Raw genomic sequence first — 25,519 nt, forward strand, 5'->3', positions numbered from 1 at the left:
CGAGGCACAGGCCGGGGCCGCGGCTGGCTCGGGCTGCGCCGGGGCCGCGGCTGGCTCGGGCTGCGCCGGGGCGGCGGGTGCTGCCGCCGGCTCGGGCTGCGCCGGCTCGGGCGCGCCACCATTGGCACTGCCGATCAGCGCCAACTCGGCACCGACATCGGCGGTGCCGTCCTCGGCGACCTTGATCTCCAACAGGGTGCCGGCGACCGGTGACGGGATCTCGGTGTCGACCTTGTCGGTGGAGACCTCGAGCAGCGGCTCGTCGACCTCGACCGAGTCACCGACCTGCTTGAGCCAGCGGGTCACCGTACCCTCGGTGACGCTCTCCCCGAGTGCGGGCATCTTGACCGCGGTGGCGTCGCCACTCTGCGCGGCCCCGCCACTCTGCGGCTGCGGCTCTGGCTCTGGCTGCGGCTCAGCCGGCTGCTCCGTCGCGGCCTGCGGCTGTGCGGCGGGCTCCGGCGAGCTGTCCTGCCCGCCCTCGTCCGTGCCGGAGATGACCGCGAGCTCGCTGCCCACCTCGGCGGTCTCGTCCTCGCTCACCACGATCCGGCTGAGTACGCCAGCGGCGGGTGAGGGGATCTCGGTGTCGACCTTGTCGGTGGAGACCTCAAGCAGCGGCTCGTCGACCTCGACCCGGTCGCCTTCCTGCTTCAACCAGCGGGTGACGGTGCCCTCGGTGACGCTCTCGCCGAGCCGGGGCATGGTGACCGATACCGGCATATCTCAAGACTCCTCTAGTCAGGCGTGTGCGTGCAGCGGCTTGCCGGCCAGGGCCAGGTGGGCCTCGCCGAGAGCCTCGCCCTGGGTGGGGTGGGCGTGCACGAGTGGTGCGACGTCGGCCGGGTCGGCCTCCCAGTTGTAGATCAGCTGCGCCTCGCCGATCAGCTCGCCGACCCGGGCGCCCACCAGATGCAGGCCGACGACCGGGCCGTCGACCACCCGGACCAGCTTGACGAAACCGGTGGTCTTGAGGATCTGGCTCTTGCCGTTGCCGCCGAGGTTGTAGTTGTAGGTCTTGATCTTGTCAGCCCCGTACTGCTCCTTGGCCTTCGCCTCGGTCAGGCCGACCGACGCGAGCTCCGGGTCCGAGTAGGTGACCCGGGGGATGCCATTCTCGTCGATGACCGCCGGGTTGAGACCGGCGATCTGCTCGGCGACGAAGATGCCCTGCTGGAACCCGCGGTGCGCCAGCTGAAGACCGGGCACGATGTCGCCGACGGCGTAGACGTTGGGCAGGTTGGTGCGCAGCCGCTCGTCGGTCGGCACGAAGCCCCGGTCCATCTTCAGACCCTGCTCGGCGTACCCGATGTCGGCGGTGACCGGGCCGCGCCCGACGGCGACCAGCAACAGCTCGGCCTCGAGGGTCTCACCGCCGGCGATCGTCACCGCGACGCCGGACTCGGTGCGCTCGACCTTCTCGAAGGGCTTGCCGGTCTTGAACGCGATCCCGCGCTTGCGAAACGCCCGCTCCAGGGCCTTCGACGACTCCTCGTCCTCGGCCGCGACCAGCCGGGGGAGCGCCTCGACGATGGTGACGTCGACGCCGAAGGAGCGCCAGACGCTGGCGAACTCCACGCCGATGACGCCGCCACCGAGCACGATCGCGGAGGTGGGGACCCGGTCCAGCTCCAAGGCGTGCTCGCTGGTGAGGATGCGCTCGCCGTCGACCGCCACGCCCGGCAGGCTGCGCGAGTAGGAGCCAGTGGCCAGGATCACGTTGCGGCCGGTGTACCGGGCGCCGTCGACCTCGACCGTGTCCGGGCCGACCAGCCGACCGGTGCCCGCCACGTAGGTGATCTTCGAAGACTTGATCATGCCCTGCAGGCCCTTGTACAGGCGCCCGACCACGCCGTCCTTGTAGCTGTTGACCCCGGCCATGTCGATGCCGACGAGGTCGGCCTTGACGCCGAACTGTTCGGACTCACGCGTGGTGTCGGCCACCTCGGCGGCGTGCAGCAACGCCTTGGTGGGAATGCAGCCACGGTGCAGGCAGGTGCCGCCGACCTTGTCCTTCTCGATCAGCGCCACCGACAGCTCGAGTTGCACGGCGCGCAGGGCGGCCGCGTAGCCACCGCTACCGCCGCCGAGGATGACCACATCGAAGGTCCCGCCGTTCGGCTCACTCACAGTTCACTCCCAGATCGCGTCGCTGCACAGGAGGGCCGTCCCACACGTCGTCCCATGGAACGGGCAGACTTACCCCGGCCATCTTGTCACTTGTAGTGTCTGAACGCTCAACGAGGTGCCCAACGACACGTGGCAGCAACGTAGGCTTGCTCTGTTCGTCAATGCACGCGGGCACCGGTGGCGGGTCCGGTCCGACCGCACCAGCGGCGCCCGACGGCGTGCCGGTGCCTGATCGTCGAGGTGCGGTAGCGCCCGACAGCAGGGGAGGAGATCGCCGGTGGCGTGGTTTCGTCGGCGCAAGCAGTCGAGTGCGGGGCCGGGTGGTCGGCCAGCGAATCGTGCCGATCTCGCGCATCTTGAGGAGTTCATCCGGAGTCGTCGGGGAGTGGAAGCCTTCATCGAGCCACGGACCACTGTCACCGAGACGACGGTGATGCTCATCGCCCACGACGGCGAGTGGACCCGGCGCCGGGTGGACGGACCCGAGACCGCCCGTCGCTTCGCCCACAAGATGGCGATCCCGATCTACGACGTGGCACTCGTCGGCTACCCACAGCGGATGCGTGACTTCAACGAGCGGCGCAAGCGGGCCGACCGGGGCTGACCGCCCGCCCGGCGAGTGGTCGCCCCGGGGCATCGGGCGCGACAAGTTCCACGCTGACGCCCCGGGGCACCGTCGGCGCGTCAGCCGTTGGCCGCGATGTCCTCGACCACCTGCACCAGGGTGCGCACCGGCACTCCGGTGCCGCCCTTGCTCCAGTAGCCGTTCGGCTCACCCGAGTGGTACGCCGGCCCGGCGACGTCGATGTGCGCCCAGGAAACATCGTCGCTGACGAATTCGCGCAGGAACACCCCGCCCTGGAGCATGTGTCCGGCCCGGTCCATCGACGAGTTCACCTGGCAGATGTCCGCGATGTCGGACTCCATGCCCTTGCGTACGTCGTCCGGCAGTGGCATCGGCCAGGCCGGCTCGCCCACCGCTTCGCCACCCGCCTGCACCCGCGCGCACAGCTCGCTGCTGCCCATCACCCCGGCCATCCGCTTGCCCAGCGCGACCACCTGTCCGCCGGTCAGCGTGGACGTCTCCAGCAGGTAGTCACAACCGTCGGCGCAGGCACGGGCCATCGCGTCGCCCAGCACCATCCGGCCCTCGGCGTCGGTGTTGAGCACCTCCACCCGCTTGCCGTTGAACATGGTGACCACGTCACCGGGCCGGTAGGCCGTACCCGAGGGCATGTTCTCCGCCATCGGCAGATACGCGGTGACCGCGACCGAGGGCTTGAGCGCCGCGATCGCCAGCATCGCCGCGCCCACCGCCGCCGCGCCGGCCATGTCCGACTTCATCTCCCACATGCCCTGCGCCGGCTTGATAGAGACCCCGCCGGTGTCGAAGGTGATGCCCTTGCCGACCAGCGCGACCCGGGGCGCGTCCTGCGCGGCGCCGCCCGGCGGAGTGTAGGAGAGCACCACCATGCGGGGCGCGGCGGTCGATCCGCCGCCGACCGCCAGGATTCCGCCATAGCCGCCGTCGGCCAACGCCTGCTCGTCGAGCACCTGCACGTCCAGCCCGGCCGCGCTGGCCGCCGCGCCGACCGACTCGGCGAACGCCGGCGGCCGCAGCTCGTTCGGCGGGGTGTTCACCCAGTCGCGGCACGCCACCACCGCCGCCGTGACGGCGGCGGCCCGGACCACCTCGGCCTGCGCGGCCGGGTCGGCCGCGTCGGTCACCTGCACCGTGACCGAGGCGACCGGCGCCCGCCGGCCCGGCTGCGGACGGGTCTTGTAGCCGGCGAACCGGTAGCTGCCCAGCTGCGCGCCCTCCGCCACCGCGCGCAGCGCCGCCGGGCCGTCGGAGTCGTCGGGAATCGGCAACGCCAGGGCGACCCGGGCGGTGCCGGCGAGCGCCCGGACCGCCGCGCCGGCCGCCCGGCGCAGCGTTTCCGGAGCCGGTGCCGCACCGGCGGGTTCCGGACCCAGCCCGACCGCGACCAGCAACGGCGGCCCGATGGTGCCGAGCGTCGCCAACTTGATCACCTCACCGGCTGACCCGGTGGCGCCCAGCAGGGCGAGCGTCTCGGTGAGCCGGCCCTCGAACGCGACGGCGATGCTCTCCGCGCCGCTCGCCAACAGCAGACCGGTCGTTGGGAGCGGGCCGTCCGCCGCAGCCTGGCCGCCGGCCGGCTGGTCCTGGCTGTGTACGCCGATGACGAGTGCGTCGACGGCCAGTTCGGCGGGATCGGTGTCGACCAGGTCCAGGGTGGTGGTGAATGATGTCACTCGGCGTCTCCGGCGGCTGGGCCGGCCGCTTCGTGAGCGACCGGCGGGTTGGTCTCCGGCGCGACATGATCCGCCGGACAGGGTGGTGCCCGCCGATGCTAACCACCTGCGGGTCCGCGGGTAAGTTGCGACCCATGTCCGAGGTGACCCTGACCGGCAGCGGTCCGCTGCGCCGATCCCCCCTGCACGACCGGCACGCCGCGCTGGGCGCGAAGTTCGCCGCCTTCGGCGGCTGGGAGATGCCCCTGGAGTACGCTGGCGGCGGCGTACTGCGTGAACACGAGTCGGTACGCCGTGCGGTCGGTGTGTTCGACGTGTCGCATCTGGGCAAGGCCCGGATCACCGGGCCGGGAGCGGTCGGCTTCGTCAACTCCTGCCTCAGCAACGACCTGGACCGGATCGGTGCCGGAGCAGCCCAGTACACCCTGTGCTGTGACGAGGTGACCGGCGGTGTCGTCGACGACATCATCGCGTACCGGCACGCCGACGATCACGTCTTCCTGATTCCCAACGCGGCCAACACCACCGAGGTGGTGCGCCGGCTACGCGACGCCGCCCCCGGCGGCGTCACCGTCACTGACGAGCACACCGGGTACGCCGTCCTGGCCGTGCAGGGGCCGGCCGCCGTGGCGCTGCTCGACGGACTGGGCCTGCCCACCGGGCACCCGTACATGAGTCTCGCCGTCGGCCGGCTCGGCGGCACCGAGGTCGTCGTCTGCCGGACCGGATATACCGGCGAACACGGCTACGAACTGGTCGTTCCCGCCGACCACGCTGCGCAGGTGTGGGACGCGCTGTTGGCGGGTCGGGCGCCGGTGGCCGCGCAGGCCTGCGGGTTGGGTGCCCGCGACACCCTGCGGACCGAAATGGGGTACGCGCTGCACGGCCAGGACCTGAGCCCGCAGATCACCCCGGTGCAGGCCCGGCTCGGCTGGGCGGTCGGCTGGCGCAAGCCGCAGTTCTGGGGCCGCGCCGCGCTGCTGGCGGAGAAGACGGCCGGACCGGCCCGGCTGCTGTGGGGCCTGCGGGCGGTGCAGCGGGCGATTCCCCGGCCGGGCATGCCGGTGCTGCTCGACGATTGCCGGATCGGCGAGGTGACCAGCGGTACCTTCTCACCGACCCGAAAGGCCGGCATCGGGCTGGCGCTGCTGGACACCGCCGCAGTCACGGCCGAAGGCGTCGAGGTGCAGGTCGACGTGCGCGGCCGGCTGGCGCCGATGCAGGTGGTGCGCCCGCCGTTCGTGCCGTCGTCGGTGCGCTGACGGCACGGTTGGCCACGGTCGGTCCGGGCCAGGCCTGCCCTGTCTGGTGTCGGTCACTGCGTGGCGGGCCTGGCCCGGTCACCGCTGTCCAGCACCGCCTCGGTCCAGCCGCCCTCAGCCATCCGGCCGTCGTCGAGCAGCGCCCAGTCGACCACGTCGGCGGCGTCCACCACGACCGGGCTGCCGACCCGCACCGTCGGGTCGCTCGCCGCGTCGACCGTGCTGGCTGCCACGATCCGGCCCGGGTTCGGCCAGCCGGTGACGCTGGCCCAGACGTACTCACGTCCGTCCGGTGCGGCGAGACCGTACTTGACCAGCAGCTGGCCGCCACCTGGTAGCCCGTCGGCGAGGAACCGGGCGCGGATCTCGCCGAGCGACCGGCGGGCGGTCGCGATCGCCTGCGCCATCGCGTCGCTCGACCGCGCGTAGTGGATCTCCGGCTGCCCGGCCCCGAACAGTTCGCCGCAGACCTGGGCGAAGTACCGACGGGCATCGGCCTCGGCCAGCGGCTGCGGCGGGCCGAGCGTGAGGAACGAGTCGGCGTCCGGATCGGTCGACGGATCCAGCGCGATGCGCAGCAGCGCGGAGCCCGCAGAATCGTGCCGGTCCTGGTTGCCGTACGCGACTGCGATGTCGTGCCCGGTGACCGCCAGTTGGACCGGCAGCTGGACGAACGCCGGCGGGTCCGGATCGCTCAGCGCCTCCGTCCAGATCCGCAGCAGTCGGCGACCGACGCCCGTCATGATCGCGCCCCAGGCACGGACGTAGCGCGGTGGCACCCGTTGCGCCTGGAGCTCCAGCAGACCGAAGCGACGCAGCCCTTTGGTGGTGAACCACAGGCCCTCGTCGTCGGGCGAGTAGGGCACCAGAATCCAGTCGACCAGCCGGATCCGGCCGTCGGCGTCGGGCAGCGAGCGCAGCGCGGCCGGCGGGTCCAGGAACTGCAGCCCGAACAGGTCGATCAGGTCGACGCCGAGCGCGTCGGCCAACGCGGCGCCCACTGCCCGTGCGCCCCACTCGTGTGCCGGCGGCCAGCCGGGCCGGTAGCTGGCCTGCACCACGACGCACCGTTGCGCGCTGCGCAACCGTGCCAACTGTCCGCCGGTGGCGCCGAACGCGGCCAGCAGGTCCGGTGGCAACTCGGGCAGCTGATCGATCGGACGGGTCTGCACGGTCAGCAGCGGACTGCCGAGCAACTGTCCGGCCAGGTCACGCACCGGCTGGGACAACCGGTCACCGAGGCGGTCGAGTGCTTCCCGGGCGGTCGGCACCGGGGCGTCCGGCGGCACGATCGGCACCAGGTAGGTGGCCGTGAGCGACTCCGGCACCGGGACCGGCAGCAGCAGGTCGTCCGAGCTGGCCATGGGCGCCCCCGGTCGGGTGAGTCTCGCGTCGGTGATACCTGGCGAGGTGAACGCTACTCCGACCGGCCGCCGTCCACCGCCGGACTACCCACCGGTCACCAATCCCAGGTAGGCCAGCGTCGTGGTGACCTCGACCCCGCAGCCCAGTACGTCACCGGTCACCCCACCGAACCGGCGCACCAGGTGCCGCAGCAGGCCCAGCCACACCAGCGCCGCGACCAGCACCACCAGCGGTCCCTGCCAGGGCCGGCCCGGCACCGCCGCCACCGCGACCGCGGCGACGAGCACCGTCCCGGTCAGCGTCGCCAGCCGACCCTGGGTGCCGGCGACCAGGGCGCCGAGCCCGTCCGGGCGGGCAGCCGCAACGCCACGCCGACAGGCCCAGGTGACCGCGAGTCGACCGGTGCCGGCCGCTGCGGCCACCGTGGCCAGCACCGCCGGCCACGGGCGGTCCGCCGCCACGGCCGCGACAGCCGCCGTCTGCACCAGCAGCGCCACGACCAGAGCCACCACACCGAACGGGCCGATGTCCGGCCGGCGCATGATCTCCAGAGCGCCGGCCGCGTCCCGGTGCGAACCCAGCGCGTCGACGGTGTCGGCCAACCCGTCCAGGTGCAGGCCACGGGTCAGCGCTGCGGCCAGGCCGGTCATCACGGCCGCGGCGACCAGCGCCGGCGTCCCGGCGTACGACAGCGCGAGCAGCGCCCCGGCGAGGCAGCAGCCGAGTCCGGTGCCGACCACCGGGGCGAGTGCCATCGCGACCGCGGCCACCTGCCGGTCCACCCGGCCGGGCCGCACCGGCAGCACGGTGAACGTGGTGACGGCGAGCCGGATCCCGGCGGTCAGTCGCAGTGCCGGGCCGGCCTGGCCGGCGTCGGTCACCGGGTCGGATCGGTGCTCGCCGGCCCGGGGCCGGCCGGTTCGGGCTCGACGAACAACGTCACCTCGTCGTCGGGCTCGACGAACAACGTCACCTCGTCGGCGTCGTCCTCGGCAGCGCGGTCCTGCCCGGTGTCGACCGACACCGGGTCGGCCGACCCGGCCGGCGTCGGATGTTCGCCGAGGGCACCGGCGAGCGTCGGCGCGCACCGCAACAGCGGCAACGCGGCGAGGGCCGCCGTGCCCTCACCCAGGTCGAGTCGCAGGTCGACGATCGGCGTCAGGCCCAGTACGTCGGCGGCGTGCCGCACGGTCGGCTGCCGGCCGTGGTCAGGCAGCAGGCACCAGTGCCGGGCCTGGCCGGCGAGATCCCGGCTGACCAGTGCGGCGGCGACGCCGACCGGCCCGTCCAGCAGCACCGGAATCCGGTTGGCGGTCGCGCCGAGCAGTAGCCCGGTGGCGACCGCGATGTCACCGCCGCCGTACTGCGACAGCACGTCGAGGGCGCCCCGGGTGCCCCGGCGGGTCCGGTGCAGAGCGTCGCGTACGGCGATGCAGCGCAGCATCCAGGCGGCGTCGTCGATCTTCTTCCCGGGGGAGGCGACCCGGCCCAGGATCGCGGCCGGTTCCGCGCCGGTGGTCGCGGCGAGCACGGTGGCGGCGGCGCCGGCGGCACCGGCACCGCAGGCGGCGAGGACGATCGCCTGTACGCCGGCCAGGCCGGCCTGCTGCGCGACGTCCCAGCCGAGCGCCAGCGCGGCCTGTACCTCGTCGGCGGTGAGCGCCGGCCCGTCCTCGATCGGCGCGGCGGCCGGTGCCTCGACGACCGTCACGTCGGCGCCTGCTGCGGCGGCGAGCCGGGCGAGCGGGCCTTCGCCGGAGCGGGCCTGCCCGGCGCGTCGTGACGACTCCTGCGGGCTGTCGCCGGCCGCGATCCCACCACCGTGGTCACCGTGCAGCAGCACCACCCGTACGCGGTCCCACGGTCGGGGCGTCGCGTCGTCCTGGGTGGCGGCGGCGAACCCGACGACGCGCTCCAGCACCCCGAACCCGGACCCTGGCTGGTCCAGCGTGGCAAGGCGTTCGACGCTGGTGGCCCGGATCCGTTCGGCCGGCATCGGCAGCGTCATCCCGGGCTTGAACTCCGGCGGCTGACCGGCGTCGCCGCCGGCGTCGGAAGTGAGCTCCACCGCGGCCACGGGAACGGCGGGCGCCGCTGGCGTCGTAGCCGCTGGTTCGGCGGCCACCGGCGGGCCGGTCGGTGCGGAGGCCGCACCGTCAGACTTGATCGTCACCGGCTGTCCGGCCACTACCAGCGTCACCAGGTCGACGACCTCGGCCACCGCCTGGTTGGTCACGCCGAGCGCGTCGGCGAACGCCCGGCCGACGGGGGTCGTCGGCACCAGAGCCAGCCCTGCCTCCGGGCTGACCAGGACCAGCCGCGCCGGGCAGGCGCGCACGGCGGCGGCGAGTTCGGCGATGGTGGCCCCGTCGTCGGCAGGCTGATGCGTCGGATCGAGCAGGGCGTTGACCCAACCGCCGAGGTCGTCGACGAGCAACGTCTCCTCCGGCTGGGCCGAGGAGAGCACCTCGACCAGCTTGGCCGGGTGACCGGTGACCTCGTCGGTGTGCCAGCCGTGCGGTCGGCGTTGCCGGTGCGCCTCGATCCGGGCGAGCCATTCGGCGTCGGCCGGGTCGGTCGCGCCGGTCGCCACATATCGCACCACCGGCGTGTCGGCGACCAGCGATTCGGCGTAGCCGGACTTGCCGGACCGGATCCCGCCGAGCACGAGTACGGACTTCCAGCCGTCAACGGACATGTCCCGTACCTTACGGCGGGCGGTAGCCGACCTGACCGGCCGGGCGGGCGTCGCGACCGGCGATCCGGTATCCGTCGATGTCGGCGGTCGCGGCTAGGCTTGCGAGGTACATCGCCGAGGGGAGCACCGAACATGCCGTGGAGTTGGCGGTACGAGGACGCGGACGGCCAGCCCGTTGAAGGGCCGGCCGAGACGTTCGGCACACAGGCCGACGCCGAGTCCTGGATCGGCCAGACCTGGCGGGAGCTGGCTGCGGCGGGCGTCGCCTCGGTCGAGCTGATGGAGGACGACCGTTCGGAGTACCGGATGAGCCTGCTGGCGACCGGGCAGTAACCGGCGCGCCAGGTCTGCTGACAACGGCTCGGGGCCGACCGGCCCCGAGCCGCCACGGTGACTACGGCCGGGTGGCCGGGCTGACCGTCTTGCCGGGGTCGCGTTCGACGATCGGGTCCAGCACCTCGTCGATCGCCTTCAGCAAGCCGCTGTCCAGCTGGACCCCGCTGGCCTTGACGTTGTCCTGCACCTGCTCCGGCCGGGTCGCACCGATGATCGCCGACGAGACGTTCGGATTCTGCAGCACCCAGGCGATGGCCAGTTGTGCCATCGACAGCCCCGCCTGCTCGGCCAGCGGCTTGAGCTGCGCCACGGTGCTCAGCACCTGGTCGGTCATGAACCGGGAGATGAACGTCGCCCCACCGGACTGGTCGGTGGCCCGCGAACCGGCCGGCGGCGGCTGCCCCGGCAGGTACTTGCCGGTGAGTACGCCCTGACCGATCGGGGAGAAGACGATCTGCCCGATGCCGAGTTCCTCGCTGGCCGGCACCACCTCTGCCTCGATCACCCGCCACAGCATCGAGTACTGCGGCTGGTTCGACACCAGCGGGATCTTCAGCTCGCGGGCCAGCGCGTGACCCTGCCTGATCTGCGAGGCGTTCCACTCCGACACCCCGATGTAGTGCGCCTTGCCGGAGTGCACGACGTCGGCGAAGGCCTCCATCGTCTCCTCCAGCGGGGTGACGTGGTCGAAGCGGTGTGCCTGGTAGAGGTCGACGTAGTCGGTCTGCAGCCGGCGCAGCGAACCGTTGATCGACTCCATGATGTGCTTGCGGGACAGGCCCCGGTCGTTCGGGCCGGGACCGGTCGGCCAGAAGACCTTGGTGAGGATCTCCAGGCCCTCGCGCCGCTCACCGTGCAGTGCCCGGCCGAGCACCTCCTCGGCCCGGGTGCCGGCGTACGTGTCGGCGGTGTCGAAGGTGGTGATGCCGACGTCGAGCGCGGCACGTACGCAGGCCTTGGCGGCCTCTTCCTCCACCTGCGATCCGTGGGTGATCCAGTTTCCGTAGGAGATCTCGCTGACGAGCATGCCGGAGCGGCCAAGGTGTCGGAATTCCATTGCTCAACCCTAGTTGGCGCCGGGTGGTCGGGTGTGCCGGGAGGCCCATCACACAGCGGTAAATCGATCTCGTAGCGGGTGCCGACCGACCGAATGTCCGGGTCCGCCGCACCGGCCCGCCGGGTCACTGTGGTTCACAACACCGGCATGGTGTCCGCCAGCAGCCGGTCGATCTCGTCCATCACGGCGGCCCGAGACGGATGCGCCGGATCGATCAGTGGCTCACCGCGTCGGTCCAGCGCCCCCCACCGGCCGTCCGGCGTGGCGACCAGGAACGCCACCGGATGGATCGCCATCGCGGGGTGCACCGGCGGCACGATCATCCGGCCGGACCGGTCGACCACGCCCTTGCGTCCGCCAGCGTCGATGATGGCCAGCCCTTCGTCGGTGAACCCGTCGATGTACCGGCCGTCGGTCAGCGCCGTCGGGAAGCCGCTGTAGCGGGTCGGCAGCAGCAGCCGGCCGGTCTTGTCGACCGCGCCCCAACCGCCCCGCCGGACCACCGCGACCCCGCGGCGGAACGGTCGGACGTCGTCGAAGCCGGCCCCGATCACCACGGTGTTCTCCCGGTCGATGGCGATCCAACTCCCGGTGCCGTCGGCGGTCACCCAGGCGATTCCGTCGGAGAAGGAGCCGACGGCGATGTACCCGGCGGTCGCCGCGATCGTCGTCGTGCCGGCCTCGTCGATGAGCTCCCAGAACCTGGACTCGGGTCGGCGGACCCAGGCGACCCCGTCATGGAACGGCTGTACGTCGGCGAAGTTCGGCGCGATCACCAGGTTGCCGTCGGCGTCCGCGTAGCCCCAGCGCTGGGCCTGGTCGCTGAAGGTCGGTCGCGGCGGCCGGTGCAGGCGCAGGATCTCGTCACGGTCCCGTGGGTACGGCCCCCAACCGTTCTCGGCGACCTTCGCGAACACCGCGTCCAACGCCAACTCGGTACGGGCGATCAGGTCGGGATCCTCGACCTTGCGAAGCTCCAACGCGCGTTCGAAGTGGTTGCACGCCTCCATGTACCGGCCCTGGTCGTAGCAGGACCGGCCGGCGTGCTCGTGCATCGTGGCCCGCAGCCGGTCAGGCAACTCGGAGGAGTTTGCCTCCTCGAAGAGCCGGTCCGCCTCGGCGAAGTCGCCCCGCCACTGCAGTACGTGCGCCAGCCGGGCCTGGGCGATCGCGACCCGGCGCAGCTCACCGGTGGCCTCGGCGTGTGCCAACGCCAGCTTGGCGTCGGCGAGTGCCTTGCCGAGGTCGCCAAGGATCCGGGAGACCACCGCGCGCAGGCTCAGCAGCCGGGCCCGGGTCGCGTTGTCCGTCGCTGGCGCGATCTTCTCGGTGAGCCGGTCCCGGATCGCCCGCAGGTCGTCCGGGTTCTCCACCAGCTCACGCAGCGTGTCCGGGTGGAAGCGCCACTGGTACGCGGACAGCACGTGTTCGGGGTCCGCCGACTTCGGCTCGACCGGGGGTGGTGGGTCGGGCTCGGCGGTCTGATCCGGTTGCACCAGTGGAGCCAGCATGGTCGGCGCGCCGAGGGCGGTCGCCGTGCCGGCCGCGGTGCCGACGACCGGTAGGACCGTGTCGGGGCTCGCGGACTGCTCCGGTACGTCTTCGTCGGCAGACTGTCCGCTGCGGTCGGCGGCCTGTCGGCTGGCCGAGTCCTCGGGCTGCTCGCCTCCCGGCGGATCAGGGTCGACGGGTTCCCTGGTCCGGGCGGCAGGGGCGGCCGGCTCGACGGCCCCGTCTGCCGCGTCGACTGGCGGCCGCTCGCTTGCTTGCACCAGCGGTGTCGGTGTCGGTGCCGGTGCCGGTGGCTCCGGCACCCGCACGGCTGCCTCTACCAGGTGACTCGCGGGGTCGAGAGCAGCCGGATCGGCCGTACGCGGCTGCTCGATGTCGACGCCGGTGGGTTCGGCGGTGTCGGTTTCGGTTTCGATCGACCGGGATTCGGCCGCCGACCTGGCGTCGACCGTTGGCTGGTCGGTGTCGGTCGGGCCGGGTGTCCCGGTCAGGATCGGTTGTGGCGCGGGACGGGACACCACCGGCGCGTTGTCCTCGCGTTCCGGCGGATTGCGCACGATGTACGGCGGCGGGGCGTGCCGTGGCTCGGGTCTGGCCCGCACGACGTACGCGGGCTCGTCGGCACCCTGTTCCTTGCGTACCGGTCTGACCTGTGGGTGTTCCCCGGTGGCCGTACTGACCCGGAACTCCGGTGGCGGGCCGGCTGGCGCGGACACCGGGATCGGCAGTTGCTCGCCGGTCTGGTCGGGCGGGGTGGGGCGCCGTGGCACGGCGTCGACCGGTGGGCTGGCCGGGACCGGCCGGGCAACGGGGGGCTGGGCGGTGGGCCGGGTCGGTGGCTCGCGGTACTCGCGGCCGCCGGGACCGAACTGCGGCGCGGAGTCGAAGCCGGGAACCCGACTTCTGCCGGCACCGGAGGTCGGCCGGCCTGGCACGCCGGAGACGGGCCGACCGGGTGGCTGGGTGCGGGTCCGTGCCACCGGTGGCTGCTGCTCACCGCGCGGCGGTCCCGGCGGCGGCGGGCCGGGCTGCCGCACCGGCTCGGCCGCCGGGTCGCCGGGCTTTACCCGGTACACCTCTGCCGGACCGGGCCGGCGAGGGTCCGGACGGCTGACCGGCGGCGGTTGATCGGCCTGATGCGCGGGCCATCCCCGCTGCGACTCGGGCCGCTGATCAGGTTGCCGGTCTTCCCGGCGGTAGCCCTCCGGCGGCCGATCGCGGGGTCCGTCCCACCGGCCTGCCCGGTGGTCCGGTCGTCCCGGCGGTTGACCCTGGTCAGGGTGCCGCTGCCGATCGAACGGCTCGACGGGACGCCGTGGCGGCTGCCAGTCCGGGGGTGGTGCCGCGCGCTGGCGGTCCTGCGGGTGCCGGCGTTGGTGGAACGCGTCGTCGGGGTGCCGGCGTTGGTGGAACGCGTCGTCGGGGTGCCGGCGTTGGTGGAACGCGTCGTCGGGGTGCCGCCGTGGCGGTTCGCCGGAGTCCGGGCGGGGGCTGCCACGCTGCCCGTCCCCGGTGAACCAGTCCGCCCGGCCTCGGGCTGCCGGCCGCTGTGGGTCGGCCGGTCGGTAGACGTCGTCCGGCCGCTGTGGGTCGGCCGGTCGGTAGACGTCGTCCGGACGGTGGGTGTCGGCCGGCCGGTAGGTTCCGCGGGCGGCTGCGGCCTCCGGCCGTGCGCCCCGTTCGTCTATGTCGGCTTCGTGACGTCGGTATCCGTCGAGTTGACGCTGGTCGGGTGACGGGCGCTGGCTGGACTCGGCCCGGTAGACGTTCGCCCTGCCCCGGTTCATCGTCGCGGGCGGGTCGGGCTCGCGGCCGGGCCGCCGGCCGGCCATCTGGTCGCCCGGGTATCGCTGACCGGGCAACGGGACCCATTCGGTGGTGGGATCGGTCAACCACGCCGGCTCCTGCGGACGCTGGTCCCTGGCCCGGCGCATGGCTTCCCAGCGGTCGTCGTCGTCCCACCTGGTGTCACCACGGTCGTCAGCTGGACGGTCCGGCGTAGCGCCGTCGTCCCATTGCCAGGATTGCCAACGGCGGTCGAAGTAGCCCTCGGTCACGCCCGCACCTCGCCGTGTGGGCCGGTCCCCGTGGTCCGCCGGGCAGGCGAGAACCGTGTGAAAGCTTCACGTGGCTCGCTCACGGCGATGTCACCTCGTCGAAATACTCGCAGAGCAACCGTGGCAACCCGATAGAGTCCCCCCGGCCCGGTGGCAGCATGGTTGCGGATGGAGGGTAGCCGCGTAGGCTCGGTCGACGCCACCGAACCGCCAGCAATGAATCAAAACAGTGTCCTTTGGGTCGCGGTCGTCCGCCGCCTTGCCGGCTCCGGACCGGCACGTCGGACCGGGGCGGCAATCCGGCAGTGCCGGGGTCGCAGGGTCAACGGTGCTCCATGACCAGCACCGCCACCGTACCCGCCGCCAACGCCTGGTAGATGTGCGGCTGGTCGGCGGTGAAGGTCACGTAGTCGCCGGGGTCGAGCTCGACCGGTTGGTCGACGGGGCCGGTGCGCAGCCGTCCGCTGGCCAGGATCAGATGCTCCACGCTGCCGGGCAGGTGCGGTGCGGCGGACCGGCCAGGGCCGGGTTCGGCCCGGATCAGGTAGAGGTCGCGGCGGCCCGGTCCGGCGGCGGACAGCAGAGCGCTGATGAAGTCGGACTGCTCGGAGCGCAGCCCGGGGCCCTGTCCGGCGCGGATGACCCGGATCGTCGACCTCGGCGGCTCGACGAGTCGGCTGAACGGTACGCCGAGCGCGACGGCCAGTGACCAGAGCGTCTCCACGCTCGGGTTACCGCTGCCGGACTCCAGCTGCGACAGGGTCGATTTGGCGATGCCGGCCCGGCGGGCGAGCTCGGTCAGCGTCAGGCCTGCCTGCTCCCGTTCATGTCGTACGGCCCGAGGGATCGAGTCCAGCGGGGAGACCTCGTGCGCCATGTTCGCTCCTTCGGTCGAACTTGTTCGGTTTGACGAACCACTGCATGGTTGTTCATTATGGCGAACGTGCGATCGGGGAAGCGAACATCTGGCAACCGGTCGGAACGAGGGCTGGTCCGCGACGTTGCCGCGATCGCCGCGGCCGTCGGTGCGGTCGGTGCCTCCTTCGGCGCGATCGCCGTCGTCGCCGGACTTCCCGGCTGGCTCGCGGTGACCATGTCGATCCTGGTCTTCGCTGGCGGCGCCCAGTTCATGGCGGTGGGGCTGCTCGCCGTCGGCAGCCCGGTGGCTGCGATCGCAGCCGGGCTGCTACTCAACGCCCGCCACCTGCCGTTCGGCCTCGCTCTCGCCCCGGTCATCGGGCAGCGCTGGTGGCAGCGGGTGGTCGGCAGCCACCTACTCACCGACGAATCGGTCGCGTTCACCCTCGCCGAGCAGGACCCGGCGCGTCGCCGCCGTAGCTTCTGGCTGGCCGGCACGGCGGTCTTCGTCAGCTGGAACGTCGGCACCGTACTCGGCGTCGTGCTCGGCGGGGCCACCGGGGATCCGGCGGCGCTGGGGCTCGACGCCGCCTTTCCCGCCGGCCTGCTCGCGCTGTTGCTGCCCGCGCTACGCGACAGCGACGTACGCCGCTGCGTGGTCATCGGTGCCGCCGTGGCGGTGCTCACGACGCCGCTGCTGCCCGCCGGTCTGCCGGTGCTGCTCGCCCTCGCCGGGCTGCTGGCACTGGCGGTGCCGACCCCGCCTCGCTGGACCCGTCGGACAGGAGCCGCCTGATGCTGATCGCTGCGGTGCTGGCGCTCGCCGTCGGCACGTACGCCTTCCGGGTTGCCGGAGTCCTGCTACAGGACCGGATCGCGTTGCCGCCACAGCTGCGTACCCTGCTGCCGATCGCCGCAGCCACCTTGCTGGCGGCGCTGGCGGTGACCGCGGCCCTCACCGATGGTGGTGGTTTCGCCGGCTACGCCCGGCCCGCCGGCGTGCTGGCCGGGCTGCTGCTGGCCTGGCGTCGGGCACCGTTCGTGCTGGTCGTGGTGGCTGCCGCCGCGACCGCCGCGGTGCTGCGGCTCCTCGGCGTGCCGTGAGATCCGCCGAAGGTCGGGTCGGACCGTCGAGTCAGATCTTGTCGCCGAGCTGCACCCGGGGCGTCGGGGTACGCATCCGGCGGAACGTCATCGCCCGCATGATCGCGTAGAAGTACAGGCCCCCCATCCGCTGGTCGGACTTGGGGTAGCGCTGACGAACCAGCTTGCGGATGCGTCGGGAGATCAACACCGAGTCGACGACGACCAGCACCGCCAGGGTCACCCACAGTAGGTTGGAGCCCAGCTGGACGGCCGGTGGCATCGTCGGACCGGAGCCGATCAGCACGAGCAGCGCGCCGCCGAAGAACCAGGTGCCGACCGTACGGCGGGAGTCGACCACGTCGCGGGCGAGGCCACGCTCCGGGGCGCGGTCGCGGGGGCCGCCTTCGCGGCGGAACTCCTCGGAGATGGCCGCCCGTCGGGCCCGCCGTTGCTCGCGGGCCTCCTGCTTGGTCAACGCCTTGGTGTCGCCAGCGGGCCGGCGACCGGCGGCGGGCCGCTTCGGGGTGACCACCCCGAGCTCCTTCTTGCTCGGGGTGTGGCCCCGGACCCGGTTGGCTGCGGCTACCTGCTCAGGCTCGGGGACGTCGTCCCCCGGCCGATCGGCTTCCACGACATCGGCGGACTTGCGACGAAACAGGGAGGGCACTCGTGAAGGGTAGCCAACCAGGGACGGCAACCGCACCTCGCACCCGGTCGGCCGCACCTGCGCCGACGATCTCGCGCTCATCGAGGGACATTCGGCACAAATCTTCTCGATAAGCGCAAGATCGTCGGGATCTTGCGGCTTCGGCGCCAGGGGCACCGAGGGGTGCGTTCAGGGGCGTTCGACGTGGGCGCCGAGGTCGGCCAACTTGGCCTCGAAGTCCTCGTAGCCACGGTTGATCAGGTCGACGCCGTACACCCGGGAGGTCCCCTCGGCGGCGAGCGCCGCGATGAGGTGGCTGAAACCGGCCCGCAGATCCGGGATGACCAGGTCGGCGGCGTGTAGCTTGCTCGGCCCGGCGATGACCGCCGAGTGCTTGAAGTTGCGCCGGCCGAAGCGGCAGGGCGTGCCGCCGAGGCACTCCCGGTAGACCTGGATCGTCGCGCCCATCGTGTTCAGCGCGGCGGTGTAGCCCAGTCGCTGTTCGTACACCGTCTCGTGGACGATCGACAGGCCCCGGGCCTGGGTCAGGGCGACCACCAGCGGCTGCTGCCAGTCAGTCATGAAACCGGGGTGTACGTCGGTTTCGAGGGCGACCGCCCGCAGTTCGTTGCCGGGGTGCCAGAACCGGATGCCGCCCTCCTCGCCGGCGCTGCCGACCCGGGGCGGCCGGGCGTCGGTCACCTCGTACGCGCCGCCGACCGAGCGGAACACGTTCAGGAAGGTCATCATGTCGGCCTGCTGGGCACCGAGCACGTTGACGTCACCGCCGGTGGCCAGCGCCGCCGCCGCCCAGCTGGCGGCCTCGATCCGGTCCGGGATCGGCCGGTGCGAGTAGCCGCCGAGCCGGGGCACGCCGTGGATCTCGATGACCCGGTCGGTGTGTACCTTGATGATCGCGCCCATCTTCTGCATCAGGCAGATCAGGTCGATGATCTCCGGCTCGACCGCCGCGTTGCGCAGCTCGGTCACCCCGTCGGCGAGCACCGCGGTCAGCAGCACCTGCTCGGTGGCGCCGACGCTCGGGTACGGCAGTTCGAACTTCGTACCGTGCAGCCCGTTCGGGGCGGTCAGGTGCAGCCCCTGCGGGGTCTTCTCGACGACCGCGCCGAACTCGCGCAGTGCCTGCATGTGGAAGTCGATCGGGCGGGGCCCGATGTGGCAGCCGCCCAGGTCCGGGATGAACGCGTGGCCGAGGCGATGCAGCAGCGGTCCGCAGAACAGAATCGGGATTCGGCTGGAGCCGGCGTGCACGTTGATCTGGTCGAACGAGGCGCTTTCGACGTTGGCCGGGTCGAGAACGAGTTCGCCGTTCTCCTCGCCGTCACTGACCTTGACCCCGTGCAGTTCGAGCAGGCCACGGACGACCTCGACGTCGCGGATGCGCGGTACGTCGTACAGCCGGCTCGGTTCGTCGCCGAGTAGCGCGGCCACCATCGCCTTGGAGACGAGATTCTTGGCGCCCCGGACCCGGATCTGCCCGTGCAGGGGTGTGCCGCCATGCACGATCAGGACGTCGTCGGTCAACGAAACCTCCAGCGCGTCGATGCTGCCGTCGTATAGGGGTGGAGCTGGGCCCGGCGATGCGGGGAGATGTGTCCCGGTCGGCGGTGGGCGAAACCCGCACGACCGCGGACGGGGCCAGCGGTCGGTGGTGCGCAAGGCATCAGTCGGTTACCGACCGTGCGCATTGGCATCGACGATCCGCGTCGCCCGTTCGTCGCCGGGGAAGCATAGCGCTCTGTGATGAAAGAGGGATCCCGCAACCGCTGCGATTGGCACGAATTCGGGAACGATGGCCCGCTTATGTAGGTCTTAGATTACGTTGGGTGACCTATTGGTGGGGTGTCGGTTATCCGATCAGGGCAGCGCCAGCATCTGATCGAGCGCCACCCGCGCGAAGTGCGCCGTCCGCTCCTCGACCGTGATCTGATTGGGCACCCGCCCGGCGACGAGCTCCTCCAGCGCCCACACCAGGTGCGGCAGATCGATCCGGTTCATCGTCGAGCAGTAGCAGACCGCCCGGTCCAGGAACATGACCTGCTTGTCCGGGTGGGCCAGCGCCAACCGCCGGACCAGGTTCAGCTCGGTGCCGACCGCCCACGCCGAACCGGCCGGCGCGGCCTCGATGGCCCGGATGATGTACTCCGTCGAGCCGACCTGATCGGCCGCGGTGACCACCTCGTAGCGGCACTCCGGGTGGACCAGCACGTTGACCCCGGGGACCCGCATCCGTACCTCGTCGACGCTGCTGCGGGTGAACCGGCCGTGCACCGAGCAGTGCCCCCGCCAGAGCACCATCTTCGCCTCGCGCAACTGCTGCGCGGTCAGCCCACCACCGGGCTTGTGCGGGTCGTAGAGCACACAGTCGTCGGCGTCCAGCCCCATCTCCAGCACCGCCGTGTTGCGGCCCAGATGCTGGTCCGGCAGGAAGAGCACCCGCTGACCGCGCTCGAACGCCCAGTCCAGCGCCCGCCTGGCGTTCGACGAGGTACAGACCACCCCGCCGTTTCGGCCGACGAACCCCTTGATGTCCGCCGACGAGTTCATGTACGTCACCGGGACCGTCGAGGTCGCCGCGCCCGCGTCGGCCAGCGCCTCCCAGGCGGTCTCCACCTGGCCCAGCACCGCCATGTCCGCCATCGAACAGCCGGCGGCCAGATCCGGCAGGATCACCCGCTGGGCGTCGCCGGTCAGGATGTCGGCGCTCTCCGCCATGAAGTGCACGCCGCAGAAGACGATGAACTCGGCGGACGGCCGGGCGGCGGCCTCCCGGGCCAGCTTGAACGAGTCGCCGGTCACGTCGGCGAACTGGATCACCTCGTCGCGCTGGTAGTGGTGCCCGAGGACGAAGACCCGGTCACCCAGGGCGGCCTTGGCGGCGGTGGCCCGGGCGACCAGGTCCGGGTCGCTCGGTGCCGGAAGCTCACCCGGGCATTCGACCCCGCGTTCGGTAGCCGGGTCGCTACCCCGACCGAGCAGCAACAGAGCGGTCGCGGTGCTGGAGGGCTCAACCCACGTCGAAGTCACGAGATCCATGCTCGCACAGGTCCGCCCGCCCGCGACCAGCCCGAGTGTGGCCTGCCACACTGCCAGACCATGCGGGTCCTGATCTGTCCGGACAAGTTCGCCGGCACCCTCACCGCTCCCGAGGCGGCAGCAGCGGTCGCCGCCGGCTGGCGGGACCGGGCACCCGCCGACGAAATCGTGGAGTTGCCGCTGTCCGACGGTGGACCGGGCTTCGTCGACGCGCTCGCCGGCCCGACCGGCGGGCGGCGAATCGCCGTACCCACCGTCGACCCGCTGGGCCGGCCGGCCGTCGGGGAGATCCTGCTGGTCGACGGTCCGGCCGGCCGGACCGGGTACGTGGAGAGCGCCCAGGCCTGCGGCCTGCACCTGCTGACCCCGGCCGAGCGTGACCCGAAACACACCACCTCGTACGGGCTGGGTGTGCTGCTGCTCGCGGCGGTGGAGCACGGTGCACGTCGGGTCGTCGTCGGGCTCGGCGGCTCGGCCACCAACGACGCCGGTGCCGGCATGCTGACCGCGCTCGGCACCGCCGTGCTGGACGTCGCCGGCTACGCCCTGCCCTACGGCGGGGCCGCGCTCGCCGGCGCCCACTCGCTCGACGGCGTACCCCGGCTGCGCGCAGTGGAGCTGGTCGCCGCCACCGACGTCGACAACCCGCTGACCGGGCTGCACGGCGCCAGCAACGTGTACGGGCCGCAGAAAGGCGCCGACCGGGCCGACGTACTGCTGCTCGATGCCGCGTTGCAGCGGTTCGCCGGCGTACTCGTCGCGGGTCTGCCCGGCTGCCCGGCGGAGGTCGCCGCCTGGCCCGGAGCCGGTGCCGCCGGTGGCATCGGTGCCGCCCTGCTCGCCCTCGGCGGCCGGTGCGAATCCGGCATCGACCTGGTCACCGGCCTGATCGGGCTGCCCGCCGCGCTGGACGCGGCCGACCTGGTGATCAGCGGCGAAGGGTCGTTCGACCACCAGTCGCTGCGCGGAAAGGTGGTCGCCGGGGTGGCCGGCGCGGCCCGGGACCGGGGGTTGCCCTGCGTGGTGATCGCCGGCCAGGTGGCCACCGGGCGGCGGGAGGCCGCAGCGGCCGGGGTCACCGAGGCGTACGCCCTGGTAGACCACTTCGGCGGGGAGACCGGCGGCGGCCTGGACCAGGCGCTGGCCCGCCCGGCCGACGGGCTACGCCAGATCGCCGCCCGGCTGGCCGGTCAGTGGAGCCGTTGACGGTACGTCCGGCTACGGTGAGTGTGATCTGGGTGGCTCGTCATGCACAGATTGTCGGCGCCGGATTGGGAATCGTGGCCGGGGCGGTTAGCGTTACCCAATACGGACGAGTACGCACCGTCGCAGGGGAGACCTTCACGTGAGCACATCAGCCCAGTCCGAAACGGCCGAGACCGCAGCCTCGACCACCATCGCCCTCACCGACCTGGCGGCCGAGAAGGTCAAGGCGCTGCTCGACCAGGAGGGCCGCGACGACCTGCGGCTGCGGGTCGCCGTGCAGCCCGGTGGCTGCTCCGGCCTGCGGTACCAGCTGTTCTTCGACGAGCGTTCCCTGGACGGGGACGTCGTCACCGACTTCGGCGGCGTCGGGGTCGTGGTGGACCGGATGAGCGCCCCGTACCTCTCGGGCGCGAAGATCGACTTCGCCGACCGGATCGACGCCCAGGGCTTCACGATCGACAACCCGAACGCGCAGAACTCCTGCGCCTGCGGCGACTCCTTCCACTGAGCCTGCGCCACTGACACACCACCGGTGACCGTCCGGGTCGGCGACGACCCGGACGGTCACCGGTGGTGTGTCGATCGTGCGCTGTTGAGGCAGGTGTGGGTTGTGAGGGTGACCGTGCCGGTAAGCTGACCGACGCACGTTTTTCATACCCCCGACACCCGAGGGCCCTCATGAAGATCGCCGTCACCGGCTCGATCGCCACCGACCACCTGATGCACTTTCCCGGCCGGTTCGCCGACCAGCTCATCGCCGACCAGCTGGACAAGGTGTCCCTGTCGTTCCTCGTCGACGACCTCGTGGTCCGCCGGGGTGGGGTGGCGGCCAACATCGCCTTCGGGATGGCCCAGCTCGGCCTGCGGCCGGTGCTGCTCGGCGCGGTCGGCGCCGACTTCGCCGACTACCGTTCCTGGCTGGAGCGCCACGGCGTCGACTGCGACTCGGTGCACGTCAGCGAGCTGGCCCACACGGCCCGCTTCGTCTGCACCACCGACGACGACCTGTGCCAGATCGCGTCGTTCTACGCCGGCGCGATGAGCGAGGCCCGCAACATCGAGTTGGCGCCGGTTTCCACCCGGGTCGACGGCCTCGATCTGGTGCTGGTCAGCGCCAACGACCCGGCGGCGATGCTGCGGCACTCGGCCGAGTGCCGCGACCGCGGTTACCGGTTCGCCGCCGACCCGTCGCAGCAGCTGGCCCGGATGAGCGGCGAGGACGTCCGGCAGCTAATCGACGGCGCGGAGTATCTGCTGACCAACGAGTACGAGCGGTCGCTGCTGGAGAGCAAGGTCGGCCTCACCGGCGACCAGCTGCTCGACCTGGTGTCGGTCCGGGTCACCACGCTCGGTGCCGACGGCGTGGAGATCACCGGCCGGGGCTTCGAGCGGATCCACGTACCGGTGGCCCGCGACGTCGTCGCCGACGACCCGACCGGCGTCGGTGACGGTTTCCGGGCCGGGTTCTTCGCCGCGCTCGGCTGGGGCCTCGGCCTGGAGCGGGCCGCGCAGGTCGGCTGCCTGGTCGCCGCGCTGGTGCTGGAGACCACCGGCCCGCAGGAGTACGACGTCAAGCCGGACATCTTCCTCAAGCGTCTCGCCGACTCGTACGGCGACGCCGCCGCCGAGGACGTCCGCCCCTTCCTTCCCACCTGACCGCACGGTCCACCAGCGCACGCAGGTTCACAAGATCGGTTCACAAGATCAATGTGAGCGCCAGATACCCCAAAACCGCCGTTTAGGGTATCTGCCGCTCACATTGATCTTCAACCCGGCAGCCGGTCCAGCGCGGCGTGCAGGAAGGCGTCACCGTCGCCATCACGGTCCTTCGGATCCACCCTGTGATCCGAGAGATCCGGGTCCGTGGCTGGCCTCAGGGGGAGGACACCGTTCGACCGTGATCCCCCTGAGGGATTTTGATCCCGCAGGGGGATCAGGCTGAAACAGAGTTCGGCTTCCCATGCTCCGGATTGCTGACGGTCGTGCTAGCCTGCGGTCTTGCAGGAGGCCCGTAGTGGTTCCCGCAGCCGCCTTGGGGCCCGCTTACGCGGGCCCTTCGTGCATCTGGCAGCTTTTGTGCGTCTGGGAGGTCGGGGAGCGAACGCCGCCTGGTCACCTCACACGATCAGCAGCGAAGTGGGTGACGAACGCGGTCCACTGGTCGGCGGAGAAGAGCAACGTCGGTCCGGTGCGGTCCTTGCTGTCGCGGACCGCGACAGCGTCCGGCAGTACGGCGCACTCGACGCAGTCGCCGTTGTTGGCGCTGCGGCTGCTGGTGAACCAGCGGGCGGTCGTCGGATCGGGGGTGGGCATGACAGCCTCCGGTGCTATGCCGCGTCGGCCAGCTCCCGGATCAGCGCGCGGGAATCGGCGGGCGAGAGGGCGGCCTGACGCAGGTTGTCGGCCACCATCGTGTAAGTGCGCACCCCGTCCGGGTCCTGGATGTACATCGCACCGTCGAGCAGCTCGGTGTAGGCGATCGGCCGGACCCGGTCGAAGTCCAGCACCACGAACTTGCCGATCGCGCCGGCCGCATGCGGCCCGTCCTCGGGCCGGATGATCTGCACGGTGACGTGCGGCAGGCTGGCGAGGTCGGCCAGGTGCCGAGGGTGAGCGCCTGGGCGTACTCCTCGGTCTGGAGCAGGCCGGGGAGCACCATCGACTCGAAGACGAACGCGCTGTCGGCCAGCCCTTCCAACCCGACGTAGGTCCGGAACCAGTCGGGCACGACGTTCGCCCAGGGCGCCCACCAGGTCTTGGCGTCCGACCGTCCGGCCAACGAGGTGAGTAGCGACTCAGCTCGGCACCGATCAACCAGCGCAGAGCCGAGGGGTGACGAGCAGCGCAGGCTGCTGGAAGACCTACACGGAGAGCCGCCAGCGCGCTTCGCCATCTGCGAGGACAGTCGGGTGCTCGGATGGGGGCTGGCGTTCGACGACGAAGCCGTGGTCGTGCCGACCAACGGCGGTTTGCCCAACCCGTTCAGCGGCATCAAGGCAGCACTGCGGCTGTACGGGATGGTCCGCCGCGTACGACTGGTCTGGGTCGACCCGCCCGACGGTCGCCAGCTGACCTGACCGGCGGGGGTCAGGCCGGTCGTAGTACCGCGACCAGGAAATCCGCGCCGTCGGTGTACGGGCGCAGATCCCAGGTGGCCAGCAGCAGATCCTCGACCAGGTCGGCAGCCGGTACGTCGGCGAGGAAGTCGGCGACCGGGTAGCCCCGGTCGGTGCCGAATCCGACCACGATCCGGCCGCCGTCACGCAGGTGCAACCGCATCCGGCGCAACACCTCCCGGCGGGTGTCCGGAGCCAGGAACGTCATGACGTTGCCCGCGCTGACGATCGCGTCAAAGCCGTCGGCGATGCCCTGGGCGGGCAGGTCCAACTCGGCCAGGTCGCCGACCAGCCACCGCGGCCCCGGATGGTCGTGGCGGGCGGCGTCGATCAGCACCGGATCCAGGTCGACGCCGACGACGTCGTGACCGGCGGCGGCCAGCGCCGCACCGACCCGGCCGGGACCGCACCCGGCGTCCAGCACCCGCGCCGTACGCGGCAACATCGCGTCGACCAGCCGCGCTTCACCGTCGAGGTCGGCACCGTCGCGGGCCAGCGACCGGAACCGGTCGACGTACCACTGTGAGTGCCCAGGGTTGGACTCCAGCAGCTTGCTCCACCCGTTGTCCGCACTCACGCCAGCCATCCTCGCACGCACCGCCATTCGTTCAGTGGGTGCGGCGGATGTCGAAGGCGGGGGAGCCGGCGACGGTCGAGGCGGCGACGAACTCCTGCCCGCGCATCCGGCACCAGGCCGGGATGTCCAGCGCGGCGGCCGGGTCGTCGGCCAGCACCCGCACCACCGACCCGACCGGCAGCTGCGGCAGCCGTCGGGCCAGCGCGATCACCGGCAGCGGGCAGCGTCGACCCAGGCAGTCGAGGGTCTCCGACACCGCGTCACCGTGGGACTGCGCCA

25 protein-coding genes and 1 pseudogene are annotated in these 25,519 nt (G+C 71.9%); 9 read left to right on the plus strand and 17 right to left on the minus strand.

The annotated features are described in order from the left end of the window. Positions 1-723, minus strand: a 723-nt coding sequence (locus tag ACFHVL_RS13030) for a biotin/lipoyl-containing protein (RefSeq protein ID WP_416627911.1), incomplete at its 3' end; no start/stop codon positions are given. 18 nt (positions 724-741) lie between these two features. Next, positions 742-2,130, minus strand: coding sequence for a dihydrolipoyl dehydrogenase (gene lpdA, locus ACFHVL_RS13035; protein ID WP_416627912.1), 1,389 nt, complete (start codon positions 2,128-2,130; stop codon positions 742-744). Between the two features lie 277 nt (positions 2,131-2,407). Between lpdA and ACFHVL_RS13040 the strand changes: the two genes are divergently transcribed. Beyond that, positions 2,408-2,734, plus strand: coding sequence for a hypothetical protein (locus ACFHVL_RS13040; protein WP_416627913.1), 327 nt, complete (start codon positions 2,408-2,410; stop codon positions 2,732-2,734). An 80-nt stretch (positions 2,735-2,814) separates the two neighbouring features. Here ACFHVL_RS13040 and ACFHVL_RS13045 read toward each other — a convergent pair whose 3' ends face one another. After that, positions 2,815-4,407, minus strand: a complete 1,593-nt coding sequence (locus ACFHVL_RS13045) for a leucyl aminopeptidase (RefSeq protein ID WP_416627914.1) — start codon at positions 4,405-4,407, stop codon at positions 2,815-2,817. Between the two features lie 134 nt (positions 4,408-4,541). On the opposite strand from ACFHVL_RS13045, the gene gcvT reads away from it, so the two are divergent. Beyond that, positions 4,542-5,669: a glycine cleavage system aminomethyltransferase GcvT gene (gene gcvT, locus ACFHVL_RS13050; protein WP_416627915.1), complete on the plus strand. Its 1,128-nt coding sequence runs from the start codon at positions 4,542-4,544 to the stop codon at positions 5,667-5,669. 53 nt (positions 5,670-5,722) lie between these two features. On the opposite strand, the gene ACFHVL_RS13055 is transcribed toward gcvT, so the two are convergent. The 3 genes from ACFHVL_RS13055 to ACFHVL_RS13065 all read right to left on the minus strand — a co-directional run bounded on the left by ACFHVL_RS13055 (position 5,723) and on the right by ACFHVL_RS13065 (position 9,732). After that, a complete protein-coding gene (locus tag ACFHVL_RS13055) occupies positions 5,723-7,033 on the minus strand; it encodes a DUF2314 domain-containing protein (RefSeq protein WP_416627916.1) in 1,311 nt (436 codons plus the stop codon). A gap of 84 nt (positions 7,034-7,117) precedes the next feature. Next, a complete protein-coding gene (locus tag ACFHVL_RS13060; RefSeq protein ID WP_416627917.1) occupies positions 7,118-7,915 on the minus strand; it encodes an adenosylcobinamide-GDP ribazoletransferase in 798 nt (265 codons plus the stop codon). Beyond that, a complete protein-coding gene (locus ACFHVL_RS13065; RefSeq protein ID WP_416627919.1) occupies positions 7,912-9,732 on the minus strand; it encodes a bifunctional adenosylcobinamide kinase/adenosylcobinamide-phosphate guanylyltransferase in 1,821 nt (606 codons plus the stop codon). Before ACFHVL_RS13065 ends, ACFHVL_RS13060 begins: the two co-directional genes overlap by 4 nt. A 132-nt stretch (positions 9,733-9,864) precedes the next feature. Between ACFHVL_RS13065 and ACFHVL_RS13070 the strand changes: the two genes are divergently transcribed. Next, the gene (locus ACFHVL_RS13070) at positions 9,865-10,065 is read left to right on the plus strand and encodes a hypothetical protein (protein ID WP_416627921.1); all 201 of its coding nucleotides are present in this window, start codon (positions 9,865-9,867) and stop codon (positions 10,063-10,065) included. A gap of 61 nt (positions 10,066-10,126) precedes the next feature. On the opposite strand, the gene ACFHVL_RS13075 is transcribed toward ACFHVL_RS13070, so the two are convergent. From ACFHVL_RS13075 to ACFHVL_RS13085, 3 genes are all read right to left on the minus strand, one after another. Next, positions 10,127-11,125 carry an aldo/keto reductase family protein gene (locus ACFHVL_RS13075; protein ID WP_416627923.1) on the minus strand — a complete coding sequence of 333 codons (999 nt, stop codon included), beginning with the start codon at positions 11,123-11,125 and terminating at the stop codon, positions 10,127-10,129. Positions 11,126-11,259: 134 nt separating this feature from the next. Continuing rightward, entirely contained in the window at positions 11,260-14,694 is a 3,435-nt protein-coding gene (locus ACFHVL_RS13080; protein ID WP_416627925.1) for a WG repeat-containing protein, read from the minus strand. 322 nt (positions 14,695-15,016) lie between these two features. Next, a complete protein-coding gene (locus tag ACFHVL_RS13085; RefSeq protein WP_416627927.1) occupies positions 15,017-15,571 on the minus strand; it encodes a helix-turn-helix domain-containing protein in 555 nt (184 codons plus the stop codon). Positions 15,572-15,637: 66 nt separating this feature from the next. Here ACFHVL_RS13085 and ACFHVL_RS13090 point away from each other — a divergent pair, with 66 nt between their 5' ends. After that, the gene (locus ACFHVL_RS13090; RefSeq protein WP_416627928.1) at positions 15,638-16,348 is read left to right on the plus strand and encodes an AzlC family ABC transporter permease; all 711 of its coding nucleotides are present in this window, start codon (positions 15,638-15,640) and stop codon (positions 16,346-16,348) included. After that, positions 16,348-16,656, plus strand: a complete 309-nt coding sequence (locus ACFHVL_RS13095; protein WP_416627930.1) for an AzlD domain-containing protein — start codon at positions 16,348-16,350, stop codon at positions 16,654-16,656. Before ACFHVL_RS13090 ends, ACFHVL_RS13095 begins: the two co-directional genes overlap by 1 nt. A gap of 31 nt (positions 16,657-16,687) precedes the next feature. Here the strand turns inward: ACFHVL_RS13095 and ACFHVL_RS13100 are convergent, their stop codons facing one another. The 3 genes from ACFHVL_RS13100 to nadA all read right to left on the minus strand — a co-directional run bounded on the left by ACFHVL_RS13100 (position 16,688) and on the right by nadA (position 20,332). Continuing rightward, on the minus strand, positions 16,688-17,305 hold the full coding sequence (locus ACFHVL_RS13100; RefSeq protein ID WP_416627932.1) for a DUF3043 domain-containing protein: 618 nt from the start codon (positions 17,303-17,305) through the stop codon (positions 16,688-16,690). A 168-nt stretch (positions 17,306-17,473) separates the two neighbouring features. Next, on the minus strand, positions 17,474-18,829 hold the full coding sequence (gene murA, locus ACFHVL_RS13105; RefSeq protein WP_416627934.1) for a UDP-N-acetylglucosamine 1-carboxyvinyltransferase: 1,356 nt from the start codon (positions 18,827-18,829) through the stop codon (positions 17,474-17,476). A gap of 333 nt (positions 18,830-19,162) precedes the next feature. Continuing rightward, complete coding sequence (gene nadA / locus ACFHVL_RS13110) at positions 19,163-20,332, minus strand: quinolinate synthase NadA (RefSeq protein WP_416627935.1); 1,170 nt, start codon at positions 20,330-20,332, stop codon at positions 19,163-19,165. Positions 20,333-20,401: 69 nt separating this feature from the next. Between nadA and ACFHVL_RS13115 the strand changes: the two genes are divergently transcribed. From ACFHVL_RS13115 to ACFHVL_RS13125, 3 genes are all read left to right on the plus strand, one after another. Then, positions 20,402-21,547, plus strand: coding sequence for a glycerate kinase (locus tag ACFHVL_RS13115; protein WP_416627936.1), 1,146 nt, complete (start codon positions 20,402-20,404; stop codon positions 21,545-21,547). 139 nt (positions 21,548-21,686) lie between these two features. Beyond that, entirely contained in the window at positions 21,687-22,055 is a 369-nt protein-coding gene (gene erpA, locus ACFHVL_RS13120) for an iron-sulfur cluster insertion protein ErpA (protein WP_326552683.1), read from the plus strand. 170 nt (positions 22,056-22,225) lie between these two features. Beyond that, positions 22,226-23,203 (plus strand): carbohydrate kinase family protein, encoded by a 978-nt coding sequence (locus tag ACFHVL_RS13125; RefSeq protein WP_416627939.1) that lies wholly within the window; start codon positions 22,226-22,228, stop codon positions 23,201-23,203. Between the two features lie 456 nt (positions 23,204-23,659). Here ACFHVL_RS13125 and ACFHVL_RS13130 read toward each other — a convergent pair whose 3' ends face one another. From ACFHVL_RS13130 to ACFHVL_RS13140, 3 genes and pseudogenes are all read right to left on the minus strand, one after another. Continuing rightward, positions 23,660-23,860, minus strand: coding sequence for a DUF397 domain-containing protein (locus tag ACFHVL_RS13130; protein ID WP_416627941.1), 201 nt, complete (start codon positions 23,858-23,860; stop codon positions 23,660-23,662). Between the two features lie 14 nt (positions 23,861-23,874). Then, positions 23,875-24,114 carry a Scr1 family TA system antitoxin-like transcriptional regulator gene (locus ACFHVL_RS13135; protein WP_416627943.1) on the minus strand — a complete coding sequence of 80 codons (240 nt, stop codon included), beginning with the start codon at positions 24,112-24,114 and terminating at the stop codon, positions 23,875-23,877. A 38-nt stretch (positions 24,115-24,152) separates the two neighbouring features. Then, a pseudogene (locus tag ACFHVL_RS13140) lies at positions 24,153-24,440 on the minus strand (Scr1 family TA system antitoxin-like transcriptional regulator); the annotation flags it as partial. 16 nt (positions 24,441-24,456) lie between these two features. Here ACFHVL_RS13140 and ACFHVL_RS13145 point away from each other — a divergent pair. Then, entirely contained in the window at positions 24,457-24,624 is a 168-nt protein-coding gene (locus tag ACFHVL_RS13145) for a hypothetical protein (RefSeq protein WP_416627945.1), read from the plus strand. A 10-nt stretch (positions 24,625-24,634) separates the two neighbouring features. Here ACFHVL_RS13145 and ACFHVL_RS13150 read toward each other — a convergent pair whose 3' ends face one another. Continuing rightward, positions 24,635-25,249, minus strand: coding sequence for a class I SAM-dependent methyltransferase (locus ACFHVL_RS13150; protein WP_416627947.1), 615 nt, complete (start codon positions 25,247-25,249; stop codon positions 24,635-24,637). Between the two features lie 22 nt (positions 25,250-25,271). After that, positions 25,272-25,496, minus strand: a complete 225-nt coding sequence (locus ACFHVL_RS13155) for a sulfurtransferase TusA family protein (protein WP_416628058.1) — start codon at positions 25,494-25,496, stop codon at positions 25,272-25,274. Positions 25,497-25,519: the final 23 nt, after the last annotated feature.

It is taken from the genome of Micromonospora sp. LOL_023, from assembly GCF_048060115.1.
GTDB lineage: Bacteria > Actinomycetota > Actinomycetes > Mycobacteriales > Micromonosporaceae > Micromonospora_E.

Excerpts from the sequence above, each read along its gene's own strand:
- ACFHVL_RS13095 (WP_416627930.1), top strand. The coding sequence starts at position 16,348 with ATGCTGATCGCTGCGGTGCTGGCGCTCGCCGTCGGCACGTACGCCTTC.
- ACFHVL_RS13075 (WP_416627923.1), bottom strand. The coding sequence starts at position 11,125 with ATGGAATTCCGACACCTTGGCCGCTCCGGCATGCTCGTCAGCGAGATC.
- ACFHVL_RS13150 (WP_416627947.1), bottom strand. The coding sequence starts at position 25,249 with ATGGCTGGCGTGAGTGCGGACAACGGGTGGAGCAAGCTGCTGGAGTCC.
- ACFHVL_RS13115 (WP_416627936.1), top strand. The coding sequence starts at position 20,402 with ATGCGGGTCCTGATCTGTCCGGACAAGTTCGCCGGCACCCTCACCGCT.
- ACFHVL_RS13125 (WP_416627939.1), top strand. The coding sequence starts at position 22,226 with ATGAAGATCGCCGTCACCGGCTCGATCGCCACCGACCACCTGATGCAC.
- ACFHVL_RS13130 (WP_416627941.1), bottom strand. The coding sequence starts at position 23,860 with ATGCCCACCCCCGATCCGACGACCGCCCGCTGGTTCACCAGCAGCCGC.
- ACFHVL_RS13065 (WP_416627919.1), bottom strand. The coding sequence starts at position 9,732 with ATGTCCGTTGACGGCTGGAAGTCCGTACTCGTGCTCGGCGGGATCCGG.
- ACFHVL_RS13085 (WP_416627927.1), bottom strand. The coding sequence starts at position 15,571 with ATGGCGCACGAGGTCTCCCCGCTGGACTCGATCCCTCGGGCCGTACGA.
- ACFHVL_RS13055 (WP_416627916.1), bottom strand. The coding sequence starts at position 7,033 with ATGGCCAGCTCGGACGACCTGCTGCTGCCGGTCCCGGTGCCGGAGTCG.
- ACFHVL_RS13070 (WP_416627921.1), top strand. The coding sequence starts at position 9,865 with ATGCCGTGGAGTTGGCGGTACGAGGACGCGGACGGCCAGCCCGTTGAA.
- gcvT (WP_416627915.1), top strand. The coding sequence starts at position 4,542 with ATGTCCGAGGTGACCCTGACCGGCAGCGGTCCGCTGCGCCGATCCCCC.